Raw genomic sequence first — 21,451 nt, 5'->3', positions numbered from 1 at the left:
CCCGTCGGGTTCGAATCGGAGCATGGCTCCCTACGACAGGCTCCGCACCGACGGCAGGGCGCAGCCCCTGGAGACCGGCACCTGGTGGTACGCCGCCGTCGCCGGTGAAGCGGCCGACTCCTTCAGCGCCCGCGTCCGCAAGCGGATGCGGCGCGCCTGCCTCGGCTCGGTCCTGCTCATGGCGGTCGTCTACGCCGGGCTCGTACTGACCGCGACCGGCCAGCGCTGGGAGAACGCCGTCCTCACCGGCCGACTGACCGACGAGACGCTGGCCGCCGCCCACGAGGCGAACCGCACCCTCCAGCACATCACGCTCTCCTCCCTCGCCGTCGCCCTGCTCGTCCTGACCGCCATCGGAACGATCCGCAGGCGGTACGCGCTCACGGTCGCCGCGCTCGGCACCGTCACCGTCTCCCTGGTCCTCGCCGAGGTGCTCAAACGCATCCTCCTGGTCCGGCCCGACCTGGTCGACGCGCCCCCGCACCTGACGCAGAACAGCTTCCCGAGCGGGCACACCACGATCGCGACCGGCGTGATGTTCGGGCTCGTCCTCGTCGTCCCGTACCGGACGCGCGGCATCGCCGTGGGCCTGTGCGCCCTGTGGGCGACCGCCGTGGGCGCGTACACCGTGGCCGCGGGCTGGCACCGGCCGAGCGACGCGATCGGCGCCGACCTCCTCGTCCTCGCCGTCGCCTGCGGCTTCCTCGCGCTCCTCGCCCGCCGGGGCAAGGTCGCCCCCGCCCGCACCCGCCGCTTCCCGCTGCGCGCCCTCTTCGTCGTGGTGCCCCTGACCCTCGCCGCCGTCGGCGGCCTCGGCCTCGGCACCGTCCTCCTCGTCGACTCCATGTTCGTCCTCGACCCGGCGGACCCCGCCGTCCCGCGCCTCGCCTACCAGGCGGGACACGCCCTCGCCGCCGGGGCGGGCGCGGCCGCCGCGCTCCTGCTCCTCGGCCTGCTCCGCCGCGTCGACCTGGACGCCTGCCCCGCTCCGTACCGGCTCACGGGCACCCTCGCGACCGAGCAGGCAGGGCCCTTTCCCACCGAGACCGATCACGAGATATCTTGATGTCGAGCAATCTCGCAGACGCAGACGTGGAGCGGAGCACACCCGGTGACTGACTCGACCATCATCTACACCCACACTGACGAGGCGCCCGCCCTGGCGACGTACTCGTTCCTGCCCGTGATCCAGGCCTACGCCTCGACGGCCGGAGTCAATGTCGAGACCCGTGACATCTCCCTGGCCGGGCGCATCATCGCCGGCTTCCCCGAGCGTCTCGAAGAGGGCCAGCGCATCGAGGACGCCCTCGCCGAGCTCGGCGCGCTCGCCAAGACGCCCGAGGCGAACATCATCAAGCTGCCGAACATCTCGGCGTCCATCCCGCAGCTGAAGGCCGCGATCGCCGAGCTCCAGGCGCAGGGCTACGCCCTCCCGGACTACCCGGACGACCCGCAGACCGACGAGGACAAGGACGTCCGCGCCCGCTACGACAAGGTCAAGGGCAGCGCCGTCAACCCGGTCCTGCGCGAGGGCAACTCCGACCGCCGCGCCCCCGCCTCGGTCAAGAACTACGCCAAGACGCACCCGCACCGCATGGGCGCCTGGTCGGCCGATTCGAAGACCAACGTCGCCACCATGGGCGAGAACGACTTCCGCTCCACCGAGAAGTCCACCGTGATCGCCGAGGCCGGCACGCTGCGCATCGAGCACGTCGCCGCCGACGGCACCACCACCGTCCTGCGCGAGTCGGTCCCCGTCCTCGCCGGTGAGGTCGTCGACGCCTCCGTCATGCACGTCGCCGCCCTGCGCACCTTCCTCGGCGAGCAGATCGCCCGGGCCAAGGCCGAGGACGTGCTCTTCTCCGTGCACCTCAAGGCCACGATGATGAAGGTCTCCGACCCGATCGTCTTCGGCCACGTCGTGCGCGTCTTCTTCCCGAAGACCTTCGCGAAGTACGGCGAGGTCCTGGTCGCCGCCGGTCTGTCCCCCAACGACGGCCTCGGCACCATCCTCAAGGGCCTGGAGACGCTGCCGCACTTCGGTGAGGAGATCAAGGCCTCCTTCGAGGCCGAGATCGCCGAGGGCCCGGCCCTCGCCATGGTCGACTCCGACAAGGGCATCACCAACCTGCACGTGCCGTCCGACGTCATCGTCGACGCCTCGATGCCGGCCATGATCCGCACCTCCGGCCACATGTGGGGCCCGGACGGCCAGGAGGCCGACACCCTCGCCGTCCTCCCGGACAGCAGCTACGCCGGTGTCTACCAGGCCGTCATCGACGACTGCCGCGCCCACGGCGCCTTCGACCCGTCGACCATGGGCTCGGTCCCGAACGTCGGCCTCATGGCGCAGAAGGCCGAGGAGTACGGCTCCCACGACAAGACCTTCGAGATCGCCGCGGCCGGCACCGTCCGCCTCGTCGACGCCGCGGGCGACGTCGTCCTGGAGCAGGAGGTCGCCGAGGGCGACATCTTCCGCGCCTGCCAGACCAAGGACCTCCCGATCCAGGACTGGGTCAAGCTCGCCGTCACCCGCGCCCGCGCCACCGGCGCCCCGGCCGTCTTCTGGCTGGACGAGACCCGCGCCCACGACGCCCAGCTGATCGCCAAGGTCAAGGCGTACCTGCCGGAGCACGACACCGAGGGCCTGGAGATCAAGATCCTCGCCCCGGTCGAGGCGACCACGTTCTCCCTGGAGCGCATCCGCCGCGGCGAGGACACCATCTCCGTCACCGGCAACGTCCTCCGTGACTACCTGACCGACCTCTTCCCGATCCTGGAGCTGGGCACCAGCGCCAAGATGCTGTCGGTCGTCCCGCTGATGGCGGGCGGCGGCCTCTTCGAGACGGGCGCCGGTGGCTCCGCCCCGAAGCACGTCCAGCAGCTCGTCAAGGAGAACTACCTCCGCTGGGACTCCCTCGGCGAGTTCTTCGCCCTGGCCGCCAGCTTCGAGCACCTGGCCACCACCACCGGCAACGCCCGCGCCCAGGTCCTCGCCGACACCCTCGACCGCGCCACCGGCACCTTCCTCAACGAGGACAAGTCGCCGACCCGTCGCGTCGGTGGTATCGACAACCGCGGCAGCCACTTCTACCTGGCCATGTACTGGGCCCAGGAGCTGGCCAAGCAGACCGACGACGCCCAGCTCGCCGAGGCCTTCGCCGGCCTGGCCAAGACCCTGACCGAGCAGGAGGAGACCATCGTCTCCGAGCTCAACGCGGTCCAGGGCTCCCCGGTCGAGATCGGTGGCTACTACCAGCCCGACGCGGCCAAGGCCGCGGCCGTGATGCGTCCGTCCGCCACCTTCAACGAGGCCATCGCGTCCCTCGCCTGATCCCGGCGCGACAGCTGGACCGCCCCGGCCGGAATTTCCTCCGGCCGGGGCGGTCCCGTCGGTGGCGGATGTGGCATCCGGGTGTGAACCTGGATGGATGAGCTGGGCATCATGGACGACCCCCGGCGTCTACACCGGGCGGGGTGGGGTGCTCACCGACGAGGTCGGTACGGTCACGGGCGACATGACCGTGCACACCACCTGGGCAGATGGCGAAGCACGCGTAGCCGTGCAGTACACCGGCGCCTCCGACTGGTTCACCATGGCGGGCAGTCCGGTGCCGTGCTCCTCCGAGGCGGAGAGCCGCGAACTCCACGAGGCCGCCGTCGAGGCCGTACGGGCAGGACAGGCGGCGACCGTGCCGTACCTGCCCCACCCACCCGCGTAACGGCGACACCGACCGGGGGCGGGCGACGCCCGGGCGGAGACGTGGCGACGCCCGACGGGACCTGTGCGACGCCCGACGGGACCCGTGCGACGCTCGACGGGACCCGTGCGACGCCCAGCCGGAGACGTGGCGAAGCGACGCCGGCCGGTCATGCGGCGACGCGCGGCCGGAATCGTCCGGAATCGTGACGACAGCGGCCGGAGACAGGGCGACTTCGGCCATGAAAGTGTTATCCCACCCGCTCCCACGGGTCTCCTCACGACGGGACGGTCAGACCCAGACGAGGGAGCAGGGCACATGCACAGCGACGAGCGCGGCAGCGCCGCACTGGTGGCCGCGGCCGCTTCGGGGGACCCGCACGCCGGCGAGCGGCTCGTCCGCGCCTACCTTCCGCTGGTCTACAACATCGTCGGCCGCGCCCTCGACGGGCACGCGGACGTCGACGACGTCGTCCAGGAGACGATGGTCCGCGCCCTCGACGGCCTGCCCGGGCTGCGCGACCCCGCGCGCTTCCGGTCCTGGCTCGTCGCCATCGCGATGAACCAGATACGCAGGCGCTGGCGCGAACGGCAGAACGGCCCCGTCCCCGGCCTCGACCGGGCGGCCGAGCTGGCCGACCCCGACGGCGACTTCGTCGACCTGACCATCCTCAGGCTCGGCCTCTCCGGCCAGCGGCGCGAGGTCGCCGAGGCCACCCGCTGGCTCGACGAGAGCGACCGCGAGGTACTCGCCCTGTGGTGGCTGGAGTCCGGCGGCGAACTCGACCGCGCCGAGCTGGCCGAGGCGCTCGCCATCACCCCGGCGCACGCGGCGGTCCGCGTCCAGCGGATGAAGGAGCGCCTGGAGACCGGCCGGACGGTCGTCCGCGCGCTGGGCGCCCGGCCGCGCTGCGAGGAGCTGGCCCGGCTGACCGCCGACTGGGACGGCCACCCCTCCCCCCTCTGGCGCAAGCGCCTCACCCGCCACGTGGGGCCCTGCCCCCACTGCCTCCCGCCCCGCACCGACCTCGCCCCGGCCGAGGCGCTCCTCGTGGGCCTCGGCCTGGTCCCCCCGCTCCTGCTGTGGGCCGCGACGCGCCCGGAGACCCAGACGGCCGCCTGGGCGGCGGACGCAGGCACCACGGACGCAGGCACCACGGACGCCGGCACCACGGACGTCGTCCCGCACGAGGGAGCGGCCCCGGAGCCGCTGACGGATCCCGTCCCGGTCGACCCCGGAGCGGGTTCCGGGGCCGCCGACCTCGGGGTCGGTACGGGCGGTGCGGGCGGAGGGGCCGTCGGGCGGGCCTGGGTCGCGGGGGCGGTGGCCGTCGGCGTACTCGGCGGGCTCATCCTGCTCGTACCGTCGGAGCCGGAGGCGCGCGAGCCCGCGCCCGTCGCGCCCGTGGCGGCGCCCCCGGCGCGGACGACCGTGCCCTCGCCCAGCCGTACGGCCCCCACCCCCACCCCCACGCCGACCCGGTCACCGTCCCCGACGCCCAAGCCCACGCCGACGCGTACGGCCACCGCGGAGGAGCGGCTGACCCGGCTGGTCAACCAGCGGCGGGCGGAGGAGGGTTGCGCGCCCCTGCGGACCGACCCCCGACTCACCGGCGCTGCCCGTGCCTACGCGCGGGACATGGTGCGGCGCGGCTACTACGCGCACAACAGCCCCGAGGGCCGGTTCGCCGATGCGCGGATGTCGGCCGCCGGATACGACTGGTCGGCGTGGGCCGAGAACCTGGCACGCGGGACGGCCGACCCGGCCGCCGTCTTCGACGGCTGGATGGACGGCGCGATGCACGAGCGCAACATGCTGGACTGCGGCTACCGCGACACCGGAGTCGCCGCAGTGCCCGGGCCCGACGGCACGGTCTGGGTGCAGAAGCTGGCCGCTCCCGCACCCTGAACCGACCGCGCCGGACCGGCCCTGCCGGATCGGCCCGCCCGGCGCCGGATCCGGGCTGCCGTACCCGGGCTGCCGGATCGACCCACCCGGCCCGCCCGACCGGCCCCGCCGTACCCCGGCTGCCGGATCAGCGTCGGGTGCCGAAGTTCTGTACCCACCACGGCCCGTTGGCCGTCAGCGTCACCCCGACGCCGATGTCCTTGAACGAGCAGTTGAGGATGTGGCGGCGGTGCCCGTCGCTGTTCATCCAGTCCTCCATCGCCTGCGCCGGGGTCTTCGGGCCGCGGTGGATGTTCTCCCCCCAGCTCGACCACGCGTACCCGGCCGCCGTGATCCGGTCGCCCGCGTCCTTGCCCTCGGGCGTGTTGTGGTCGTAGTAGGCGCGGTCCGCCATGTCGTCCGCGTGCGCCTGGGCGGACCCGCGCAGCTTGCCGTCGGAGCGCAGCGGCGCACAACCGGCCTTCCCCCGCTCGGCGTTGGCGAGAGCGACGACCTCGTCGATGTAACGCGCGACCTTCCCGCCGCCGGAGGGTTTCTCCGCCGGGGCCACCGCCTTCTGCGGCGCCGGAGCCTCCGCGTGCGGCGCGGAGGCGGGGGCGGATTCCGGCGCGGAGACCGGGACGGACGGCTTCGGGGCCGCCGGGTGCCCGGACCGGGCCGCGGACGGCGCGTCGGCAGGTGCGGGCCCGACGGACGGTCCGGCCTTCGGAGGAGTGGCCGGGGACGGGGTGGAGGCGGGCGCGGCCGGGGACTCGGCCGGCGGGGCGGACCTCTCGGTGAGGGGCGACACGTTCGTGAGGGTGAGGGCCTCCGAACGGGTGCCCGTCCCGGACGGTGTCCCCAGGGACGCCACGTACGCCCCGACGGCCACCGTGAGGACGACCGTCGCCGTGCCCGCGACCGTCACGGCCGTCCGGAAGGACGGCGCCCGGCGGGCAGGACGTGCGTCACCCCTGCGGGCTGGACGTGCGTCACCCCTGCGGGCTGGGCGTGCGGCACCCCCGCCTCTGCGGTGGCGGCCGCCGCCGCTCGTCCGGTGCTCGTCGGGGCTTGGCTCGTCGTGGTGCTGCATGGGCTCCGCTCTCTTCTCCGGGGCCGCCGGACGGTCCGGCGCAGGGAGAGCCGCCGGGGCGGCGGTGGTAACACTTTCCGGCGCCGATCCCGCCGACACACCTCGTCAACGCGGTCCGTCAACACGCCGCCCCGTGGAGCCAGCGCATCACTCGTGCGGCACGACCGCCACCGGGCACGGCGCCAGATGGAGGGCGGCGTGCGCCACCGAGCCGATCCGGGACCCGAGTGCCCCGCGCCGGGCCCGGCGCCCCACCACCAGGAGCCGCGCGGCGCCCGACGAGGACAGCAGCACCTGCCCCGCGCTCCCGAGCTCCACCTGCTCCGTCACCCGTACATCCGGGAACCGCTCCCGCCACGGCGCCAGAGCCTCGCGCAGCGCCTTCTTCTCGTACGGGACGAGCCCGCCGGCCTCGTCGGCCAGCGCCATCGATCCGGGGCTGTAGGCGTACAGGGACGGCAGGTTCCACGCCCGTACCGCCCGGAGGGTCGCCCCGCGCGCCGCCGCGGCGGCGAACGCGAAGCCGAGCGCGGGGGCACTGTCCTCCGCGCCACCCATCTGCCCGACGACGATCTCGCCGCCCTGGCCGTCACCCTCGCCGTCACCCTCGGCCTCCGCGTCGTCCCGCGACCGGACCGCCACGACCGGCCGGGTGGCGGCCGCGATGATCTGCTGTCCGTGGGAACCGAGCAGGAAGCCCACCACCGGCCCGTGCCCGCGCGAGCCGATCACCAGCATCTCGGCCCGCTCCTCGGTGCTCAGCAGCGCCGCCACGGGCGTGTCGGGCAGGACCTCCGCGGTGACGGCGAGGCCGGGATGCCCCCCGGTGATCGTCGACTCGGCCGCCCGCAGCACCTCGTCGGCCCACCGCTCCTGGTGCGTACGGTCCTGTTCGAGTGGGATGTCGAGCGGCTCCCACCGCCAGGCGTGCACAAGCCGCAGGGCGAGACCGCGGCGCACCGCCTCGCGAGCGGCCCAGCCGGCCGCGGCGAGACTCTCGGGCGAACCGTCCACTCCGGCGACGATCTCACGACTCATCAGGCTGCCTCCCTCACTCCGTGGCGGGCCCGGCCTGAGGGCCTTTCGTTTGGATCATGCCGGGCTCCCGGGCCCTGGCACCGTGCCTCGTCCGGCCTGATCCAAACGAAAGACCCTGGGGCCCCTCTCCCCTCCAGCTTGGGCCCGACGGCCGTCCGAGGAGAGGGCCGGAGGTCCCGACATGCCGGAGGGCTTCCTCAGGCGAGCAGTCGGAGCCCGGGTCTGGTCCCGTGGAGGTAGTGGTCACCGATGTCCCGCAACCGGTGCGTCGCGGAGGACTGGGCGGTCAGAGCACGGGCGTTGCGCCAGAAGCGGTCGAAGCCGGAACCGCCGCCCGGGGCGTCGGCGGGCGCCGTGGTGTCGACGAGTTCGAGGATCCGGGTGGTGATCCGTACCGCCGCCCGGCTCGTCACCGCCTCGGCCGCCGCGACGAGTACGGCGATGTCGGCGCGGTCCTCGACGCCGAGCGCCCGCTCGAGGCCCAGGCCGCGCGCGAGGGCGTCCGTTGCGCGCTCGACCACCGCCGCGGCGGCATGGGCGGCGGTGGCCAACTCCCCGTAGGCCAGCAGGAGATACGGGTCGTCCTGGCCGAACGGGTGGTCGTGCTCACCGGCCCCGTGGTCCGTGGTCGGCGGGGCGGCCCGGGTCGCGCGGCTGACGTCCCTGGCCTCGGCCAGCGCCCCCTCGGCGATGCCGAGCCCGACGTGGACGAGCAGGAGCCGCAGCGCGAGCGGGGCGAGCGTCGTGAAGGGGGCGACGGCGTGCTCGTCGCGGGGGAGCGAGCCGAGGATGTGCCGTGCGTCGATCCGGACCTGGTCGAACGTCACCGTCCCGGCGCCCGCGAGTCGCTGGCCGACCCGCTCGGCCCCGGCCTCGACGAACACGGCGGGGTCCGCCGGATCCACGAGCACGACCAGGAGGTCCCCGGTCTCCGTACAGCGCGCCCCGACGACGAGCCGGTCGGCGACGGTCACCCCGGAGGGGAAGGATCGACGTCCGTCGAGGACATGGCCGCCGCGCGTAGGGGTGAGGGAGAGCTCCCGCTCGTCCTCCCGCGCGTGTTCGCGTTCGCCGGCCGTGCGCGAGGGCTGCACGCCGCCGGCGAGCAGCCTCCCCTCCCGGGCCGTACCGTCCTCGAAGAAGGCGTGCGGGGAGGCTCCGGGCGCGGACGGCTCGCCACCGCCGAGGAAGCGGGCGCTCCAGGCCAGGACGTAGTGGTGGGCGAGGAGTTCGCCGATCGAGCCGTCGGCGGCGGAGATCTCCCGTATCACCGCGCACGCGGCCCGCCAGTCGGCGCCCCGTCCGCTCGCTCCGGGAGGGGTGAGGAGGCCCGGCAGTCCGGCCTCCCGCAACCGGGCCACCTCGTCGAACGGGGGCTTGCCGGCCCGGTCCCTGACCGGTGCGTCGAAGGCGAGGTCGTCGGCGAGCTCGCGGGTGACACGGGGCCAGATCTCGTCGTCACCACGGCGGACGGCCGGCCGGGAGGTGGGGCGCAGCGCTGACTTCTTCGGCGTTCTCACGTCACCTCATAGAATCCCGAGTTTTCCCACTGGAATAGTAGGGATAGTTGCAGAGGGGTGGCCGGGGCCCCAAGGGGCGTTCACATCATGGACAGTTGCATTCCGCGAACCGAGACGCTCGGAGGCCGTACGGAGCTCGGAGGTCGGAGCTCGGGGGTCGGGGGTCGGAGGTCGTACGGAGTCGGGTGCGGAGCGGTCAGGGGTTGGTCCAGGCGTCCGGGGAGTCCGCGAGGTCGGAGATCTCGGGCGGCAGCTTCGCCGCCGCCACGTCCGCGAGGGAGACCCCGTCGAGGACATTGCGCACGTTCGCCCGCAGGGCGATCCAGAGCGTCAGGAGCGACTCGGCGGGGCCCGTGTACGAGAGCTCCGGCGGCCGCACCCCGCGCACCGACACCAGGGGCCCGTCCACGCAGCGGATCACGTCCGCGACGGAGATCGAGTCCGCGGGCCTCGCCAGCCAGTACCCGCCGTTACCGCCCCGCTGGCTCTGCACCAGACCGCCCCGGCGCATGTCGCCGAGGATCCCCTCCAGGAACTTGTGCGAGATGTCCTGGCCTTCGGCGATCGCCTCGGCCTTGACCGGTCCCGTGTCCTGGGCGGCGGCCAGCTGGAGCGCGGCTCGCACCGCGTAGTCGGCCCTGGCGGAGATTCGCATGCCCGCATTATTCCGCACCTCCGTGACCGGATTCGTACCCCACGGGCATCGCGGGGGGCGTATCCCGGCTCCGGTCCGGGCTCCGGTCCGGGCTCCGGTCCGAGCTCGGGTCCGGGCCCGCTCCCGGGGTCTGTGCGTCGAGCTCCCGGGCTCGGTCCGCGCTCTTGACGCGGGCCGTGACCGCGCCGACACTCGGGGGCAGGAACCCGAGTGAACAGGTAGGAAACGATGAGGCGCAGGGGAGCACAGGACACGGCCGGTGCCGGCCGACCGGTGCGCTCGCTGCCCCTGACCTCCCGCCGTCACATCGACCTGCTGCGCGTGTGCAGCGCGGCGAGTCGTCACCGCCGTCGGCGCGCCGAGAGCGGCTCCGCCCGCTGAGCCCGCGGGCCGCCCCGCACTCGCGCCCTCGCCACGGCTTCCCGCTCTCCTCCTTCCCGTACCTCTGCTGCCTCCGGGCGCGCGCCGATGCCGTCGCGCGCCCGTGACCCAGCACCGAGCACCCCCAGGGAGAAGCATGTCCGTCACCCCGCACCTCGGCCCGTACGTCCCTCCGACCGCCGCGTCCGCCGTACCGGGAGGGGCCGGCGGGTCGGTCGCGCCCGCCGGGACCGCCTTCCGGGGCCGTATCGGCCGGGACGTCCGCAGCGGCCACTACGCCGTGCCGCACCGCTATCGGCTCCATCTCTCCCTCGCCTGTCCCGGCTGTCTGCGCATCGCCGTCACCCACGGCCTCCTCGGGCTCCAGGAGACCGTCCCGCTGACGCTCCTCCCCGCCACCCCCGACGCACAGGGCGGCGGATACGCGGCCCTGCGGCCGCTGTACGAGGCCAGCGCCCACCAGTACGCGGGTCCGGCCGCCGCGCCCGTGCTCAGCGACGGCTGGACCGGTCGGATCGTCACCACCCACGTGCCCGACATCCTGCGCGACCTCGCCCTGCGGTTCCGCGCCCCCGGCCGCCCCGACCTGCTGCCCGAGGGGCGCGAGGCGGAGATCGACGCGATCGGCGAACTCTGCGAGCGCGGCGTCAACCGGGCCGCGCAGCGCGCGGGGGAGCTCGGCCTCGACGACGAGGCTGCTCACGAGGACCCGCTCGCCGAGCTGTTCGCCACCCTGGGCGACCTCGAGCACAGGCTGCGGCGCCAGGAGTACGTCCTCGGCGACGCCCTCACCGCCGCCGACGTCCACGTATGGGTGACCCTCGTCCAGCTCGACACCGTCCACCGCCGCCACCTCGACGCCGGCGCCCTGGACCGGATCGCCGGCCACCCGGCGCTCTGGTCCTACGCCCAACGCCTCGCCGCGCACCCGGCGTTCGGCCACCACCTCGACCTCGACGGCATCGCGGCACGCCACCGCGCCCACTGCGGCGGCCGGGAGGCGGCCGGCGCCGTCATGGGCATCGTGGACTGGGCGGCGTACGGACGCGAGCGCCCGACGGACTGACGGACCGACGGACTCACTGACTGACCCCGGGACTGCGGGGCTCCGGGACTGCGGGGCTCCGGGGCCTCGGGGCTTCGGGGCTTCGGGCGAGGGTGGCGAAGGGGGCTAGGGAGGCCGTCACCCCACGCGGCGACCCGTCAGCGGGGCCGTCGCGTCGCCGCTGCCCGCCCGTACGCCCCGCAGGAAGGCGTCCAACGCCTCCATCGAGGTCCGGGACGGCTCCCAGTCCAGCTCCTGGCGTGCCCGCTCGGTGGCCATCAACGGCAGCTTCAGGACCGCGTCGAAGAGGTCGGGGGAGGCTCCGGCGACCCGGAGCCGCCAGGCCGCCGAGAGCAGACCGCGTGCCGCCCCGCTCGGCACCTTGACGGGCCGGGCGTCCAGCAGCACGGAGAGCGCGGTCGTGTCGATCACCGGGTCGGCGGCGATGTTGAAGGCGCCCCGGACGTCCCGTACGAGCGCACGCCGGTAGGCGTCGGCCGCGTCGTCCGTGTGCATCACCTGGAAGCGCAGCCCGTCCAACTCCGGGAGGAGCGGCAGCAGATCCGGACGCATCAGCCAGCCCGGGAAGAACCGGCCGGCGAAGATCCGCCGCTGTTCGCTCGCCGACTCCTCCTTGAAGAGGAAACAGGGGCGCATCCGCACCACCCGGGTCTGGGGGTGGTCGCGCTCGAAGGTGTCCAGGACGCGTTCCAGGTACGCCTTCTCGCGGGTGTAGGCGGCGCCCGGCCAGCCGTGGGTCGGCCAGGCCTCCGAGACGGGCGCGCCGTTCCCTGGCCCGGGGGAGTAGGCGCCGACGGACGAGGCGTACACCAGCGCCGGTACGTGCGCCGCCGCCACCGCGTCGAAGACGCGCAGCGCCCCGAGGACGTTGGACCGCCAGGTCGAGGCCGGGTCGTGGGTCGGCTGGAAGGCCCAGGACAGATGCACCACGGCATCGGCGTCCTCGATGTACCGCGCGAGTCGCGGTTCGTCGCCCTCCAGCGACAGGTCCACCTCGGCCCAATCGGTCTTCTCCAGGGACAGGGTGGGCCGGCGGCGGGCGAGACCGAGAACCGAGGCGATCCGCGGCTCCGCCTCCAGAGCCCGGACCAGACTCGTCCCGACATTGCCCGTGGCGCCCGTGACGACGACCCTCAGTCCCTCACTCGCCTTCATGGAATCGACCTTCCGCCATCCCGGGCCCGACCGCACGCCGGACCCGGGTCCGTGACGGACCGTGTTCGCATGGGTCGCGCGGGTGACACGGTGACCCGAATATGGAGCGACGGAGGGAGGGGGTCGCGCCAGGAGGACATGATGTTGATGCCCGACAGAAACACGATCGACCGGCTGCTGCGGCACTACCGGACCCAGGAACGGGGGGTCCTGGCGAGGCCCTGCGACCTGTCGATCCGCCGCCGCTTCGAGGACACCGCGTACACGCTGTGTGTGCTGATGGGGGAGCGGACCGCGCGCGAGGCGGTGCACGCGGCCGAACGGTACGTCGGCGGCACGGGCCCCACTCCCCGCCAGCCCCTTGAACGGCTCCCCGGCTCCTGACCCGCCCGCCGTGGTCCCCCGGGGCTCTTGGGCGGACCTCTCCGGACCTCGATGGGGCAAATCGCGCGTTCCGGGGCATGAGTGGGGTAGACCCCTGTACGAGCACGGAGGGAGGCAGGTGACCCGATGACGCCGGAGCGCTTCGCCGTCACGGCCGATCCCGGCCCGCAGCCCGGTGCCGTGGTGCTCTCCCTCACGGGGGAGCTCGACCACGACACCGCGGACACATTGAGGCACGCGCTGGAGGAGCGGAACGGAGCGGTACGGATCCTGGTCGACTGCGAGCGGCTGAGCTTCTGCGACTCGACGGGGCTGAATGTGCTGCTGCGCGCCCGGCTCCAGGCCATGGAGTCCGGCGGCCGGCTCGAACTGGCCGGACTGCGTCCGCCCGTCTCCCGGATGTTCGAGATCACGGGCGCGCGGACCGTTTTCCGTGTGTACGAGAACGTGGCCGAGGCGCTCACCGACCCGCAGGCGGGCGGTTAGGCGCGCGATGGCGGAGGGAGTCGTGGGCGGGAACGTCGCGGAAGAGGGTCAGGTCCGTCGGCTGGTGCTCTTCGGGACCAAGGGCGTGGTCATGCGCTGCCGTGACTTCACGGCGGAGGCCCTCGGGGACTGGGGCTGGATCCCGGCCGAGGACGCCGAGGGGCGGGAGCGGGTCGAGGACGTGCTGCTCCTGGTCTCCGAGGTGGTCACCAACGCCTGCCTCCACGCCGACGGCCCCGAGGAACTGGTCCTGCGCCACCGCGACGACCACCTGCGCGTCGAGGTGTCCGACGCCAGCCCCGAACACCCGAAGCGACGCCGCCCCAGGGCGCCGTCACTGCCGGGCGGCCACGGCCTGATGGTCCTGGACCGGCTGGCGGGCGCGTGGGGCTCCGAACCGCGCGGCCGCGGCAAGGTCGTATGGCTGGAGATCGCCCGACCGGGGCACCCACTCTGACTCACCGGTTCGATGCGTCCTCCAGGAGCCCCGTCCGGAGTTCGTCCAGGACCCGGGTGAGCAGCCGGGAGATGTGCATCTGCGAGAGGCCGAGCCGCTCGCCGATCTGCGCCTGCGTCAGCTCCTCGCCGAAGCGCAGTTCCAGTATTCGGCGGTCCCGCGCGTCGAGCCCGGCGATCAGCGGCTTGAGCGACTCCAGCGCGTCGATCAGCTCGAAGGCCCGCTCCTCCGCCCCGAGCCGCCGGGCCCCCGCCGTCTCGGCCGTCTCGTCGTCCCCGGTGGGGGTGTCGAGCGAGCGGGCGACATAGCCGTTGGAGGCCTGCTCGCCCTCGGCCACGCGCTCCTCGTCGAGGTGCAGATGGGCGGCGAGCTCGGCCCGGGTCGGACGCCTGCCCAGCCGCTGCTCCAGCGTGTCCACGGCCTTCGCCAACTCGATGCGCAGCTCCTGGAGGCGGCGCGGAACCTGGACCGCCCAGCTGGTGTCACGGAAGAAACGTTTCATCTCGCCGACGATCGTGGGCAGCGCGAAGGCCGAGAACTCCACGTCCCGCCCCGTCTCGAACCGGTCGATCGCCTTGATCAGGCCGATCGTGCCGACCTGGACGATGTCCTCCGTCGGCTCGACGCGGTTCCGGAAGCGGCGGGCCGCGAACTTCACCAGGCTGACGTTCAGCTCGACCAGCGTGTTCCGTACGTACGCGTGCTCCGGCGTGCCCTCCTCCAGGGTCTCCAGCCGGGCGAAGAGCGCGGTCGAGAGGGCCTGGGCGTCGCCGGTGCTCACCTCGGTGGGCCTGTCGACCTCGGGCAGACCGTCCAGTGCGCGCCGGCGCACGGCTGCCCGGTCGGCCCCTGTGCGAGTGGTGGCGGGATGGTTCCTGGGGGTGGGCATACTGCTCCCTCGACGGCTTGGGCGAGCCTTCGCCGCCGAGCGGTGGCGGCGCGGTCCGTCGTTCGAGCGTTCATGGTGAAGCATTCCCCGTATGGGTGGTTTGACACCGTACGTCCGGGCAGCGGCACCCTATGACGACGACGGGACGGGAGAAGGCAGGGCTCGCGCGCCGGTACGAGTTGCGCGACGGCCCGGGCGTGGTGGGGGAGTGTCGCGACCTCGCCCGGCAGGCGCTGCGCGACTGGTTCGGCGGCCCGGTCGGCGGCGCGCGGGAGGTGATCGTCGAGGACGCCCTGCTGCTGGTCTCGGAGGTCGTGACCAACGCGTACACACACGGTGGCAGGCCGTACGAGCTACGCCTCGACGGCTCCGGCGGGCGGCTGTGGGTCCAGGTCAGCGACAGCAGCCCCGTACGTCCCCGCCCGCACGGCCCGCACCTGGCGAGCCGCTCCTCAGGGCACGGGCTCTATCTGCTCGAACGGCTCGCGACCGCCTGGGGGTGGCTGCCGCGCGGGGAGGGGAAGGCCGTCTGGTTCGAGATCGCGTTCACCGACACTGCCGCCCCGCCGGGCCGTGCCTAGGGCCTTTCGTTTGGATCATGCCGGGCTCGCGGGCCCTGGCACGCCCTCCCCCAAGCTCTTCGAGCAGGGGGCACCCCCAGCCGCGTTGTCGTCGGTCGCCAACGTCCCCCGTAGCCCTTCGGGCACGGGAGGTACCCCCACCGCGTCGACTCCCTCCTCCGCCTTGCGATCGCACGCACCAGACCCCGCTCCCTGATCCGGCCCGATCCAAACGAAAGACCCTAGAGTGGAGGAGCGGGGCCGCGTGGAGAAGCGGGCCCGACACGGCTGCCCCGGCCGCGTACGAGATCCGCCGCATACCGAACCCGGCCGCGTGCCGAAGGCGCCGCCTGCCGGATCCGGCCGCGTACCGGACCCGTGTCCCTCCGTGCAGCGGGAGGCCGCGATGGAGAGTTCCCACCGGCCGGCCGCGTCCGACGAGCCGCGCGTGCCACCCGACGGACGCGTGCCACCTGACGGACGTGCGCCGGCCGACCGAGGTGCGCCGTCCGACGGTCGTGTCCCACCCGACCGGCCCGGCGACGAGCGACTCGGCGACGACCGGCCCGGCGACGACCGGCTCGGTGACGACGGGCTGGCCAGGCTTCTGGCCGGGCTCACCGCCGTCCGTGACGGCGACCTGTCCGTCCGGCTGCCGGAGTCCGCCGACGGCATCCTCGGCGAGATCGCGGCCGTCTACAACGACATGGTCGACCGGCTCTCCCTGGTCACCTCCGAGATCACCCGTGTCGCAGGCGAGGTCGGCGGGCAGGGCCTGCTCGGCGGCCGGGCCCGGGAGCCGCGCGTCAGCGGCGTGTGGCGCGAGCTGACCTCCGGCGTCAACACCATGGCCGACAACCTGACGTCCCAGGTCCGCTCCATCGCCCAGGTCGCCGGCGCCGTCGCCAGGGGCGACCTCACCCGGAAGATCCGGGTCGACGCCCGTGGCGAGATCCTGGAGCTGAAGGAGACCATCAACACCATGGTGGACCGGCTCTCCTCCTTCGCGGAGGAGGTCACCCGGGTCGCCCGCGAGGTCGGTACGGAGGGCAAACTCGGCGGCCAGGCCACCGTCCTGGGCGTCTCCGGCACCTGGAAGGACCTGACGGACAACGTCAACTCCATGGCCGACAACCTGACCAACCAGGTCCGCAACATCGCCCAGGTGACCACGTCCGTCGCCCAGGGCGACCTCACCAGCCGTATCGACGTCGCGGCGCGCGGCGAGATCCTGGAGCTCAAGACCACCATCAACACCATGGTCGACCAGCTCTCCTCCTTCGCCGCCGAGGTGACCCGGGTCGCCCGCGAGGTCGGTACGGAAGGCAAACTCGGCGGCCAGGCCGAGGTGGAGGGCGTCTCCGGCACCTGGAAACGGCTCACCGAGAACGTCAACGAACTCGCCGGCAACCTGACCCGCCAGGTCCGCGCCATCGCCGAGGTCACCAGCGCCGTCGCCGAGGGCGACCTCACCCGCTCCATCACCGTCGAGGCCCCCGGCGAGGTCGGCGAACTGCGGGACAACATCAACGCGATGGTCGAGTCCCTGCGCGTCACCACCCGCGCCAACGAGGAGCAGGACTGGCTCAAGACCAACATCGCCCGGGTCGCCGGCCTCATGCAGGGCACGCGCACCCTGCCGGACCTCGCCGCGCTCATCATGACCGAGGTGCCACCCCTGGTCTCCGCGCAGTACGGCGCCTTCTTCCTCGCCCGCCACGACCAGCGCGGCACCGAACTCGTCGTGACCGCCTCCTACGGAGGCCCCGAGGACCCGCACGCCCCGCCCCGCCGCTTCCGCCTCGGCCAGTCGCTCGTCGGCCAGGCCGCCCGCGACCGCCGCACCCTGGTCGTGGAGGGCGTACCGGCCGGATACGCCACCGTCGCCTCCGCGACCGGCTCCGGCGAACCGGCCATGCTGGTCATCCTGCCGATCGTCGTGGAGGACCAGGTCCTCGGCGCCGTCGAACTCGCCTCGCTCCGGCCCTTCACCGACCTCCACCGCGACTTCCTCGAACGGTTCGTGGAGACCGCCGGCGCCGTCGTCAGCTCCCTCGTCGCCAACCTCCGTACGGACGAACTCCTCGGCCAGTCCCAACGGCTCACCGACGAACTCCGGTCCCGTTCCCAGGAGTTGCAGGACGGGCAGAAGGAACTGCAGCGGTCCAACGCCGAACTGAAGGAGAAGGCGGCCCTCCTCGCCGAGCGCAACAAGGACATCGAGTCCAAGAACCTCGTCATCGAGCAGGCCCGCCAGGAACTGGAGGCGCGCGCCCATCAGCTCTCCCGGACCTCCATGTACAAGTCCGAGTTCCTCGCCAACATGAGCCACGAGCTGCGCACCCCGCTCAACAGCCTGCTGATCCTGGCCCGGTTGCTCGCCCAGAACCCGGAAGGGAACCTGACGGAGAAGCAGGTCGACTACGCCGAGGTCATCCACTCCGCCGGCTCCGACCTGCTCCAGCTGATCAACGACATCCTCGACCTGTCCAAGGTCGAGGCGGGCAAGATGGACATCAGGCCCGAGCGCTTCGCCCTCCACCAGCTCCTGGAGTATCTGGAGGCGACCTTCGGACCGGTGGCCGACGAACGCGGCCTTGCCTTCTCCATCACCGTCTCCTCGGACGTGCCCGAGGAACTGACCACCGACGAGAGCAGGTTGCGCCAGATCCTGCGCAACCTGCTCTCCAACGCCCTGAAGTTCACCGACGAGGGCGCGGTGGAGTTCATCATCGAGTACGCCGACGACGACGAACCGCCCCTCGCGCTGCGCGGGAACGGACCCGTTCTCGCCTTCCGCGTCAGCGACACCGGGGTCGGCATCCCCGCCGAGCGGGTCGAAGAGATCTTCGGCGCGTTCCAGCAGGGCGACGGGACCACGGCCCGCCGGTACGGCGGCACCGGACTCGGACTCTCCATCAGCCGCGAGGTGGCCGGGCTCCTCGGCGGTGCCATCGACGTCAGCTCCACCCCCGGACAGGGCAGCCGCTTCACCTTCTACCTGGCGGACCCCGCGCCCGCCGTCCCGGCGTGGGCGGGCGCCGCCGAGCCGGGCGAAGTGCTGCCGCCCTCCGGCCCCGACCGCGCCGCCGGAGCGCCCGGGACCGGCCACGCCGCCCACCACCAGGACCCCGCGACGTCCGGGCGCACCGTCCTCGTCGTCGACGACGACGTGCGCAACGTCTACGCGCTCACCGAGGTCCTGGAACGCCACGGAGTCCACGTCCTCCAGGCCGACAGCGGCCGGGCGGGACTCGCCCTCCTGGAGACGCACGACGAGGTCGAACTCATCCTGATGGACGTGATGATGGCGGGCCTCGACGGCTACGCCACCACCGAGGCGATCCGCGACCTGCCCGGCCGCAAGCACCTGCCCGTCATCGCCGTCACCGCCAAGGCGATGCCGGGCGACCGCGCCCGCGCCCTCGCGGCCGGCGCCAGCGACTACGTCGCGAAGCCCGTCGACGCCGACGAACTCATGGCCAAGGTCCGCCAATGGCTGTCCGGCCCGACCTCGTGACCGCGCCGTCCGACCCCCTGAACCCTGGCCACCGACCCCGTGACCGCCGCGAACAGGAGCTCTGCGAGCGCCGCGAACCGGAGCTCTGTGGCCGCGCCGCGCACCGGGGCGGCCCGCGCCGCCGTCACCGTACGAGTACGGCCACGACGCTCGTGTCGTCGTCCGTGTCGCCGCCGGCGGTGTCGAGCAGCCGCGTCACCTGCTCGTTCGGCGGGTAGCCGCTGAGGAGTGCGGCCTGCGCGGCGAGCCGGGCGAGCCCGTCGTCCAGGCCGTCGTGGCGGCGCTCGATCAGCCCGTCCGTGTACAGCAGCAGCGTGTCGCCGGGCCGCAACGAGGTGCGGCGCTCCTGGTACACGTACGAGGGCACGGCGCCCAGAAGGATGTCCTGCGGCGGGTCGAGCAGCCGCGCCTCGCCGTCCCGTACCAGCAGCAGCGGAAGGTGCCCGGCGCTCGACCAGACGAGCCCCCGGTCCGCCGGGTCGTACAGCGCGCACACCGCCGTCGCCGTCGGGTATCCGCTGGTGCGCAGCGTCACCTCGTTGAGCCACTCCATCAGCCGCCGTGGCGACTCTCCCGTACAGGCGAGCCCTCGCTGGGCGTTGTGCAGGGCCACCATGCCGGTCACCGACTCGATGCCGTGCCCGGCCACATCACCGACCGCGACGAGGATCTTCCCGGAGGGCAGCGGCTGGACGTCGTACCAGTCGCCGCCCACCCGGTACTCCTCGGCCGCCGGCCGGTAACGGGCCGCCACCACCAGGCCCGGGAATTCCTGGAGGTCCGGTACCTCGGGCACGATCGCCTGCTGGAGCTGGAGCGCGATCTGGTGCCGCAGTTCGGCCCGCGTCCGTACGGCCGTCAACTGGTCGAACGTCGCGTTCAGCGCCGCCTCGACGCGGCGGCTCGCGGACACGTCCTGGTACACACCGGCGAAACCCGTGACCGTTCCCGCGTCGAGGAGCGGCTCGGCCGCCACCCGTACGTGGCGAACCGTTCCGTCACCGAGGATGATCCGCAGCACCGTCTGCGCCCCGGTGCGCCGCTCGGTCAGCGCCTTGAGCAGGTCGGTCAGCGCCTCCCCGTCCTCCGGGTGCACCAGTCCGCGCAGCCCGAGCAGGGGTACGGGAGGCTCGTCACGGGTCCGGCCGAAGAGGGCGTACGCCTGCTCCGACCACACCGTGCCGCCGTCGGTCAGGCTGTCCTGGAACAGGGCCACGCTCTGCAGCCGCGACACCGCACGCTCCGACGCGAGCCCCGGATCGGTGGCGGCATGCCACAGCACGACCGCCCGCCCGTCCCCGGCCGGCAGCACCCGTACGTCGAGCAGCGCGGCGGGGCCTTCGTCGTCGACCTGCTCCTCGGGGCCCATCGACGCCGAAGCCGGGAGCCGGGTCACGCGCTGGGTACGGGCCGTCCGGTGGGCGCGCCGGGCCAGATGGGCGAGGTCGGCGTGGACCCGGGGGAGGGCGAGCGCCAGGGACCGGTCCTCGGCCGGCGGCGCGCCGCCGAGGGCCGCGACGGCGTACTCGTTGAGGTGCTCGACCGTCGGTGGCGAGGTGGGTGAGGACGTCTGTGGTGCGGTGGAGGTGGGTGAGGACGTCTGTGGTGCGGTGGACGGTGCGGTGGTCGGGGGCGTCGGTGGCGACGTCGGCGGGGCGAGGCGCAGCAGCATCGCCGGGTGGGCCAGGGCGTCCAGGACGTCGACCAGACCCGGAACGTCCGAGGAGAGTGCGTCGGCGGCGTCGAGGACGGTGCCGGCCACGTCCATCAGACCCACCAGCGCCCTTCTCAGGGCCGCGTCGAGGACGACGGGACCCGGCCAGGCGACCAGGGCCAGGCCCACGGTCGTCCCGCGCGACCGCAGGGCGAGGACCGCCCGCGCCGAACGGCGCGCGGGGCCCGGCAGTACCTCCCCGGCCTCCGGGCCGTCGTCCAGCCAGACGGGGGCGCCGTCGGCGAGCACCGCGCGGAACGCGGGCGGCGCGGCCGGGGGGATCCACTGCCAGGCCGCCGCCTCCGCCGCGCCGACACCGGCGTGCCCGGCAAGCCGCAGGCAGCCCCACGCGTCGCGCCGCCAGAGCCACAGGCACTCCACCCCGAGCGGGACGAGTCCGCCCTCCAGCAGGGCGTGGGCCGCCTCGCCGACCGTGTCCGTCGTCTCGGCCGCGGCGGCCGCCCGCCGCGCGCGCCGCTCGTCGGTGGTGCTGAAGACGACGGGCGCGGCCGGGGCGGGCTCCGTCCGCACGGCGGCTGCCGGTTCCGACCCGGACAGGCCGGCGACGCCGTTGACGATGTCGGCGGAGAGGTCCTCGACGCCGAGGCCCGTCGCATGGGAGAGGGCCGCCAGGTGCTCGGCGGCATCGGTGGGGGAGGCGCCGAGCTGGGCCGCGAGGACGCCCGTGGCCAGATCGATCAGATGCCGGCGGGTGAGTTCGGCGCGCAGTCGCCTGTTCTCGGCCGAGAGGCCGCTGATACCGGGCCCCTCGGGACCCGCCGCGGACGTCGTCACGACTCCCTGCCGTCCCTCCACCAGATGGCTGTCCGGAATGATCGTATTCGCTCAGGATTCTACCGTTCCGGCCCGGAGCCCGGGTGCGTCCAGGGGGTGTTCCCGGGCCCTGCGCGGGTACCTGCCCGGGCGTAGGGGGACGGCGTTCGG

At 73.5% G+C, this 21,451-nt stretch carries 17 protein-coding genes; 10 read left to right on the top strand and 7 right to left on the bottom strand.

Features of this window, described 5'->3' with window-relative positions; genetic code table 11:
• Positions 1-22 precede the first annotated feature (22 nt).
• The 4 genes from ACGFYP_RS05620 (at position 23) to ACGFYP_RS05605 (ending at position 5,609) form a co-directional block, all read left to right on the top strand.
• Positions 23-1,066: a phosphatase PAP2 family protein gene (locus ACGFYP_RS05620; RefSeq protein ID WP_393486708.1), complete on the top strand. Its 1,044-nt coding sequence runs from the start codon at positions 23-25 to the stop codon at positions 1,064-1,066.
• A 45-nt stretch (positions 1,067-1,111) separates the two neighbouring features.
• On the top strand, positions 1,112-3,334 hold the full coding sequence (locus ACGFYP_RS05615; RefSeq protein ID WP_393486705.1) for an NADP-dependent isocitrate dehydrogenase: 2,223 nt from the start codon (positions 1,112-1,114) through the stop codon (positions 3,332-3,334).
• Positions 3,335-3,431: 97 nt separating this feature from the next.
• On the top strand, positions 3,432-3,722 hold the full coding sequence (locus ACGFYP_RS05610) for a hypothetical protein (protein WP_315895719.1): 291 nt from the start codon (positions 3,432-3,434) through the stop codon (positions 3,720-3,722).
• A 297-nt stretch (positions 3,723-4,019) separates the two neighbouring features.
• Complete coding sequence (locus ACGFYP_RS05605; RefSeq protein WP_393486702.1) at positions 4,020-5,609, top strand: sigma-70 family RNA polymerase sigma factor; 1,590 nt, start codon at positions 4,020-4,022, stop codon at positions 5,607-5,609.
• Positions 5,610-5,736: 127 nt separating this feature from the next.
• On the opposite strand, the gene ACGFYP_RS05600 is transcribed toward ACGFYP_RS05605, so the two are convergent.
• The 4 genes from ACGFYP_RS05600 to ACGFYP_RS05585 form a co-directional block, all read right to left on the bottom strand.
• Entirely contained in the window at positions 5,737-6,516 is a 780-nt protein-coding gene (locus ACGFYP_RS05600) for a CAP domain-containing protein (protein WP_393486699.1), read from the bottom strand.
• A 312-nt stretch (positions 6,517-6,828) separates the two neighbouring features.
• On the bottom strand, positions 6,829-7,719 hold the full coding sequence (locus tag ACGFYP_RS05595; RefSeq protein WP_393486697.1) for a universal stress protein: 891 nt from the start codon (positions 7,717-7,719) through the stop codon (positions 6,829-6,831).
• 197 nt (positions 7,720-7,916) lie between these two features.
• A complete protein-coding gene (locus ACGFYP_RS05590) occupies positions 7,917-9,239 on the bottom strand; it encodes an acyl-CoA dehydrogenase family protein (RefSeq protein WP_393486694.1) in 1,323 nt (440 codons plus the stop codon).
• 196 nt (positions 9,240-9,435) lie between these two features.
• Positions 9,436-9,894 carry an Rrf2 family transcriptional regulator gene (locus ACGFYP_RS05585; RefSeq protein ID WP_361963201.1) on the bottom strand — a complete coding sequence of 153 codons (459 nt, stop codon included), beginning with the start codon at positions 9,892-9,894 and terminating at the stop codon, positions 9,436-9,438.
• A gap of 517 nt (positions 9,895-10,411) precedes the next feature.
• Between ACGFYP_RS05585 and ACGFYP_RS05580 the strand changes: the two genes are divergently transcribed.
• A complete protein-coding gene (locus ACGFYP_RS05580) occupies positions 10,412-11,341 on the top strand; it encodes a glutathione S-transferase C-terminal domain-containing protein (RefSeq protein WP_393486691.1) in 930 nt (309 codons plus the stop codon).
• Between the two features lie 117 nt (positions 11,342-11,458).
• Here the strand turns inward: ACGFYP_RS05580 and ACGFYP_RS05575 are convergent, their stop codons facing one another.
• Positions 11,459-12,496, bottom strand: a complete 1,038-nt coding sequence (locus tag ACGFYP_RS05575) for an NAD-dependent epimerase/dehydratase family protein (RefSeq protein ID WP_393486689.1) — start codon at positions 12,494-12,496, stop codon at positions 11,459-11,461.
• Positions 12,497-12,643: 147 nt separating this feature from the next.
• On the opposite strand from ACGFYP_RS05575, the gene ACGFYP_RS05570 reads away from it, so the two are divergent.
• The 3 genes from ACGFYP_RS05570 (at position 12,644) to ACGFYP_RS05560 (ending at position 13,823) form a co-directional block, all read left to right on the top strand.
• A complete protein-coding gene (locus ACGFYP_RS05570) occupies positions 12,644-12,880 on the top strand; it encodes a DUF5133 domain-containing protein (protein WP_393486686.1) in 237 nt (78 codons plus the stop codon).
• 126 nt (positions 12,881-13,006) lie between these two features.
• Positions 13,007-13,366, top strand: coding sequence for an STAS domain-containing protein (locus tag ACGFYP_RS05565; protein ID WP_361963194.1), 360 nt, complete (start codon positions 13,007-13,009; stop codon positions 13,364-13,366).
• A gap of 22 nt (positions 13,367-13,388) precedes the next feature.
• Positions 13,389-13,823, top strand: coding sequence for an ATP-binding protein (locus ACGFYP_RS05560; RefSeq protein ID WP_393486684.1), 435 nt, complete (start codon positions 13,389-13,391; stop codon positions 13,821-13,823).
• Between the two features lies 1 nt (position 13,824).
• Here the strand turns inward: ACGFYP_RS05560 and ACGFYP_RS05555 are convergent, their stop codons facing one another.
• Positions 13,825-14,712, bottom strand: a complete 888-nt coding sequence (locus ACGFYP_RS05555) for a SigB/SigF/SigG family RNA polymerase sigma factor (RefSeq protein WP_393486682.1) — start codon at positions 14,710-14,712, stop codon at positions 13,825-13,827.
• Between the two features lie 131 nt (positions 14,713-14,843).
• On the opposite strand from ACGFYP_RS05555, the gene ACGFYP_RS05550 reads away from it, so the two are divergent.
• Together ACGFYP_RS05550 and ACGFYP_RS05545 are read left to right on the top strand one after the other, a co-directional pair.
• On the top strand, positions 14,844-15,293 hold the full coding sequence (locus ACGFYP_RS05550) for an ATP-binding protein (RefSeq protein ID WP_393486680.1): 450 nt from the start codon (positions 14,844-14,846) through the stop codon (positions 15,291-15,293).
• Between the two features lie 385 nt (positions 15,294-15,678).
• Positions 15,679-18,792 carry a HAMP domain-containing protein gene (locus tag ACGFYP_RS05545; RefSeq protein WP_393486678.1) on the top strand — a complete coding sequence of 1,038 codons (3,114 nt, stop codon included), beginning with the start codon at positions 15,679-15,681 and terminating at the stop codon, positions 18,790-18,792.
• A gap of 124 nt (positions 18,793-18,916) precedes the next feature.
• Here the strand turns inward: ACGFYP_RS05545 and ACGFYP_RS05540 are convergent, their stop codons facing one another.
• The gene (locus ACGFYP_RS05540; protein ID WP_393486676.1) at positions 18,917-21,301 is read right to left on the bottom strand and encodes a SpoIIE family protein phosphatase; all 2,385 of its coding nucleotides are present in this window, start codon (positions 21,299-21,301) and stop codon (positions 18,917-18,919) included.
• Positions 21,302-21,451: the final 150 nt, after the last annotated feature.

It is taken from the genome of Streptomyces sp. NPDC048370, from assembly GCF_043200825.1.
Taxonomy (GTDB): Bacteria; Actinomycetota; Actinomycetes; order Streptomycetales; family Streptomycetaceae; genus Streptomyces.
Note: the sequence above shows the minus strand (reverse complement) of the source record. Positions and strands in the feature narration are given on the sequence as shown.

What these genes read in the sequence shown, in the direction of transcription:
- ACGFYP_RS05620 (WP_393486708.1), top strand. Translation starts at nt 23, where the DNA reads ATGGCTCCCTACGACAGGCTCCGCACCGACGGCAGGGCGCAGCCCCTG.
- ACGFYP_RS05610 (WP_315895719.1), top strand. Translation starts at nt 3,432, where the DNA reads ATGAGCTGGGCATCATGGACGACCCCCGGCGTCTACACCGGGCGGGGT.
- ACGFYP_RS05605 (WP_393486702.1), top strand. Translation starts at nt 4,020, where the DNA reads ATGCACAGCGACGAGCGCGGCAGCGCCGCACTGGTGGCCGCGGCCGCT.
- ACGFYP_RS05595 (WP_393486697.1), bottom strand. Translation starts at nt 7,719, where the DNA reads ATGAGTCGTGAGATCGTCGCCGGAGTGGACGGTTCGCCCGAGAGTCTC.
- ACGFYP_RS05585 (WP_361963201.1), bottom strand. Translation starts at nt 9,894, where the DNA reads ATGCGAATCTCCGCCAGGGCCGACTACGCGGTGCGAGCCGCGCTCCAG.
- ACGFYP_RS05580 (WP_393486691.1), top strand. Translation starts at nt 10,412, where the DNA reads ATGTCCGTCACCCCGCACCTCGGCCCGTACGTCCCTCCGACCGCCGCG.
- ACGFYP_RS05575 (WP_393486689.1), bottom strand. Translation starts at nt 12,496, where the DNA reads ATGAAGGCGAGTGAGGGACTGAGGGTCGTCGTCACGGGCGCCACGGGC.
- ACGFYP_RS05570 (WP_393486686.1), top strand. Translation starts at nt 12,644, where the DNA reads ATGCCCGACAGAAACACGATCGACCGGCTGCTGCGGCACTACCGGACC.
- ACGFYP_RS05565 (WP_361963194.1), top strand. Translation starts at nt 13,007, where the DNA reads ATGACGCCGGAGCGCTTCGCCGTCACGGCCGATCCCGGCCCGCAGCCC.
- ACGFYP_RS05555 (WP_393486682.1), bottom strand. Translation starts at nt 14,712, where the DNA reads ATGCCCACCCCCAGGAACCATCCCGCCACCACTCGCACAGGGGCCGAC.
- ACGFYP_RS05550 (WP_393486680.1), top strand. Translation starts at nt 14,844, where the DNA reads ATGACGACGACGGGACGGGAGAAGGCAGGGCTCGCGCGCCGGTACGAG.
- ACGFYP_RS05545 (WP_393486678.1), top strand. Translation starts at nt 15,679, where the DNA reads ATGGAGAGTTCCCACCGGCCGGCCGCGTCCGACGAGCCGCGCGTGCCA.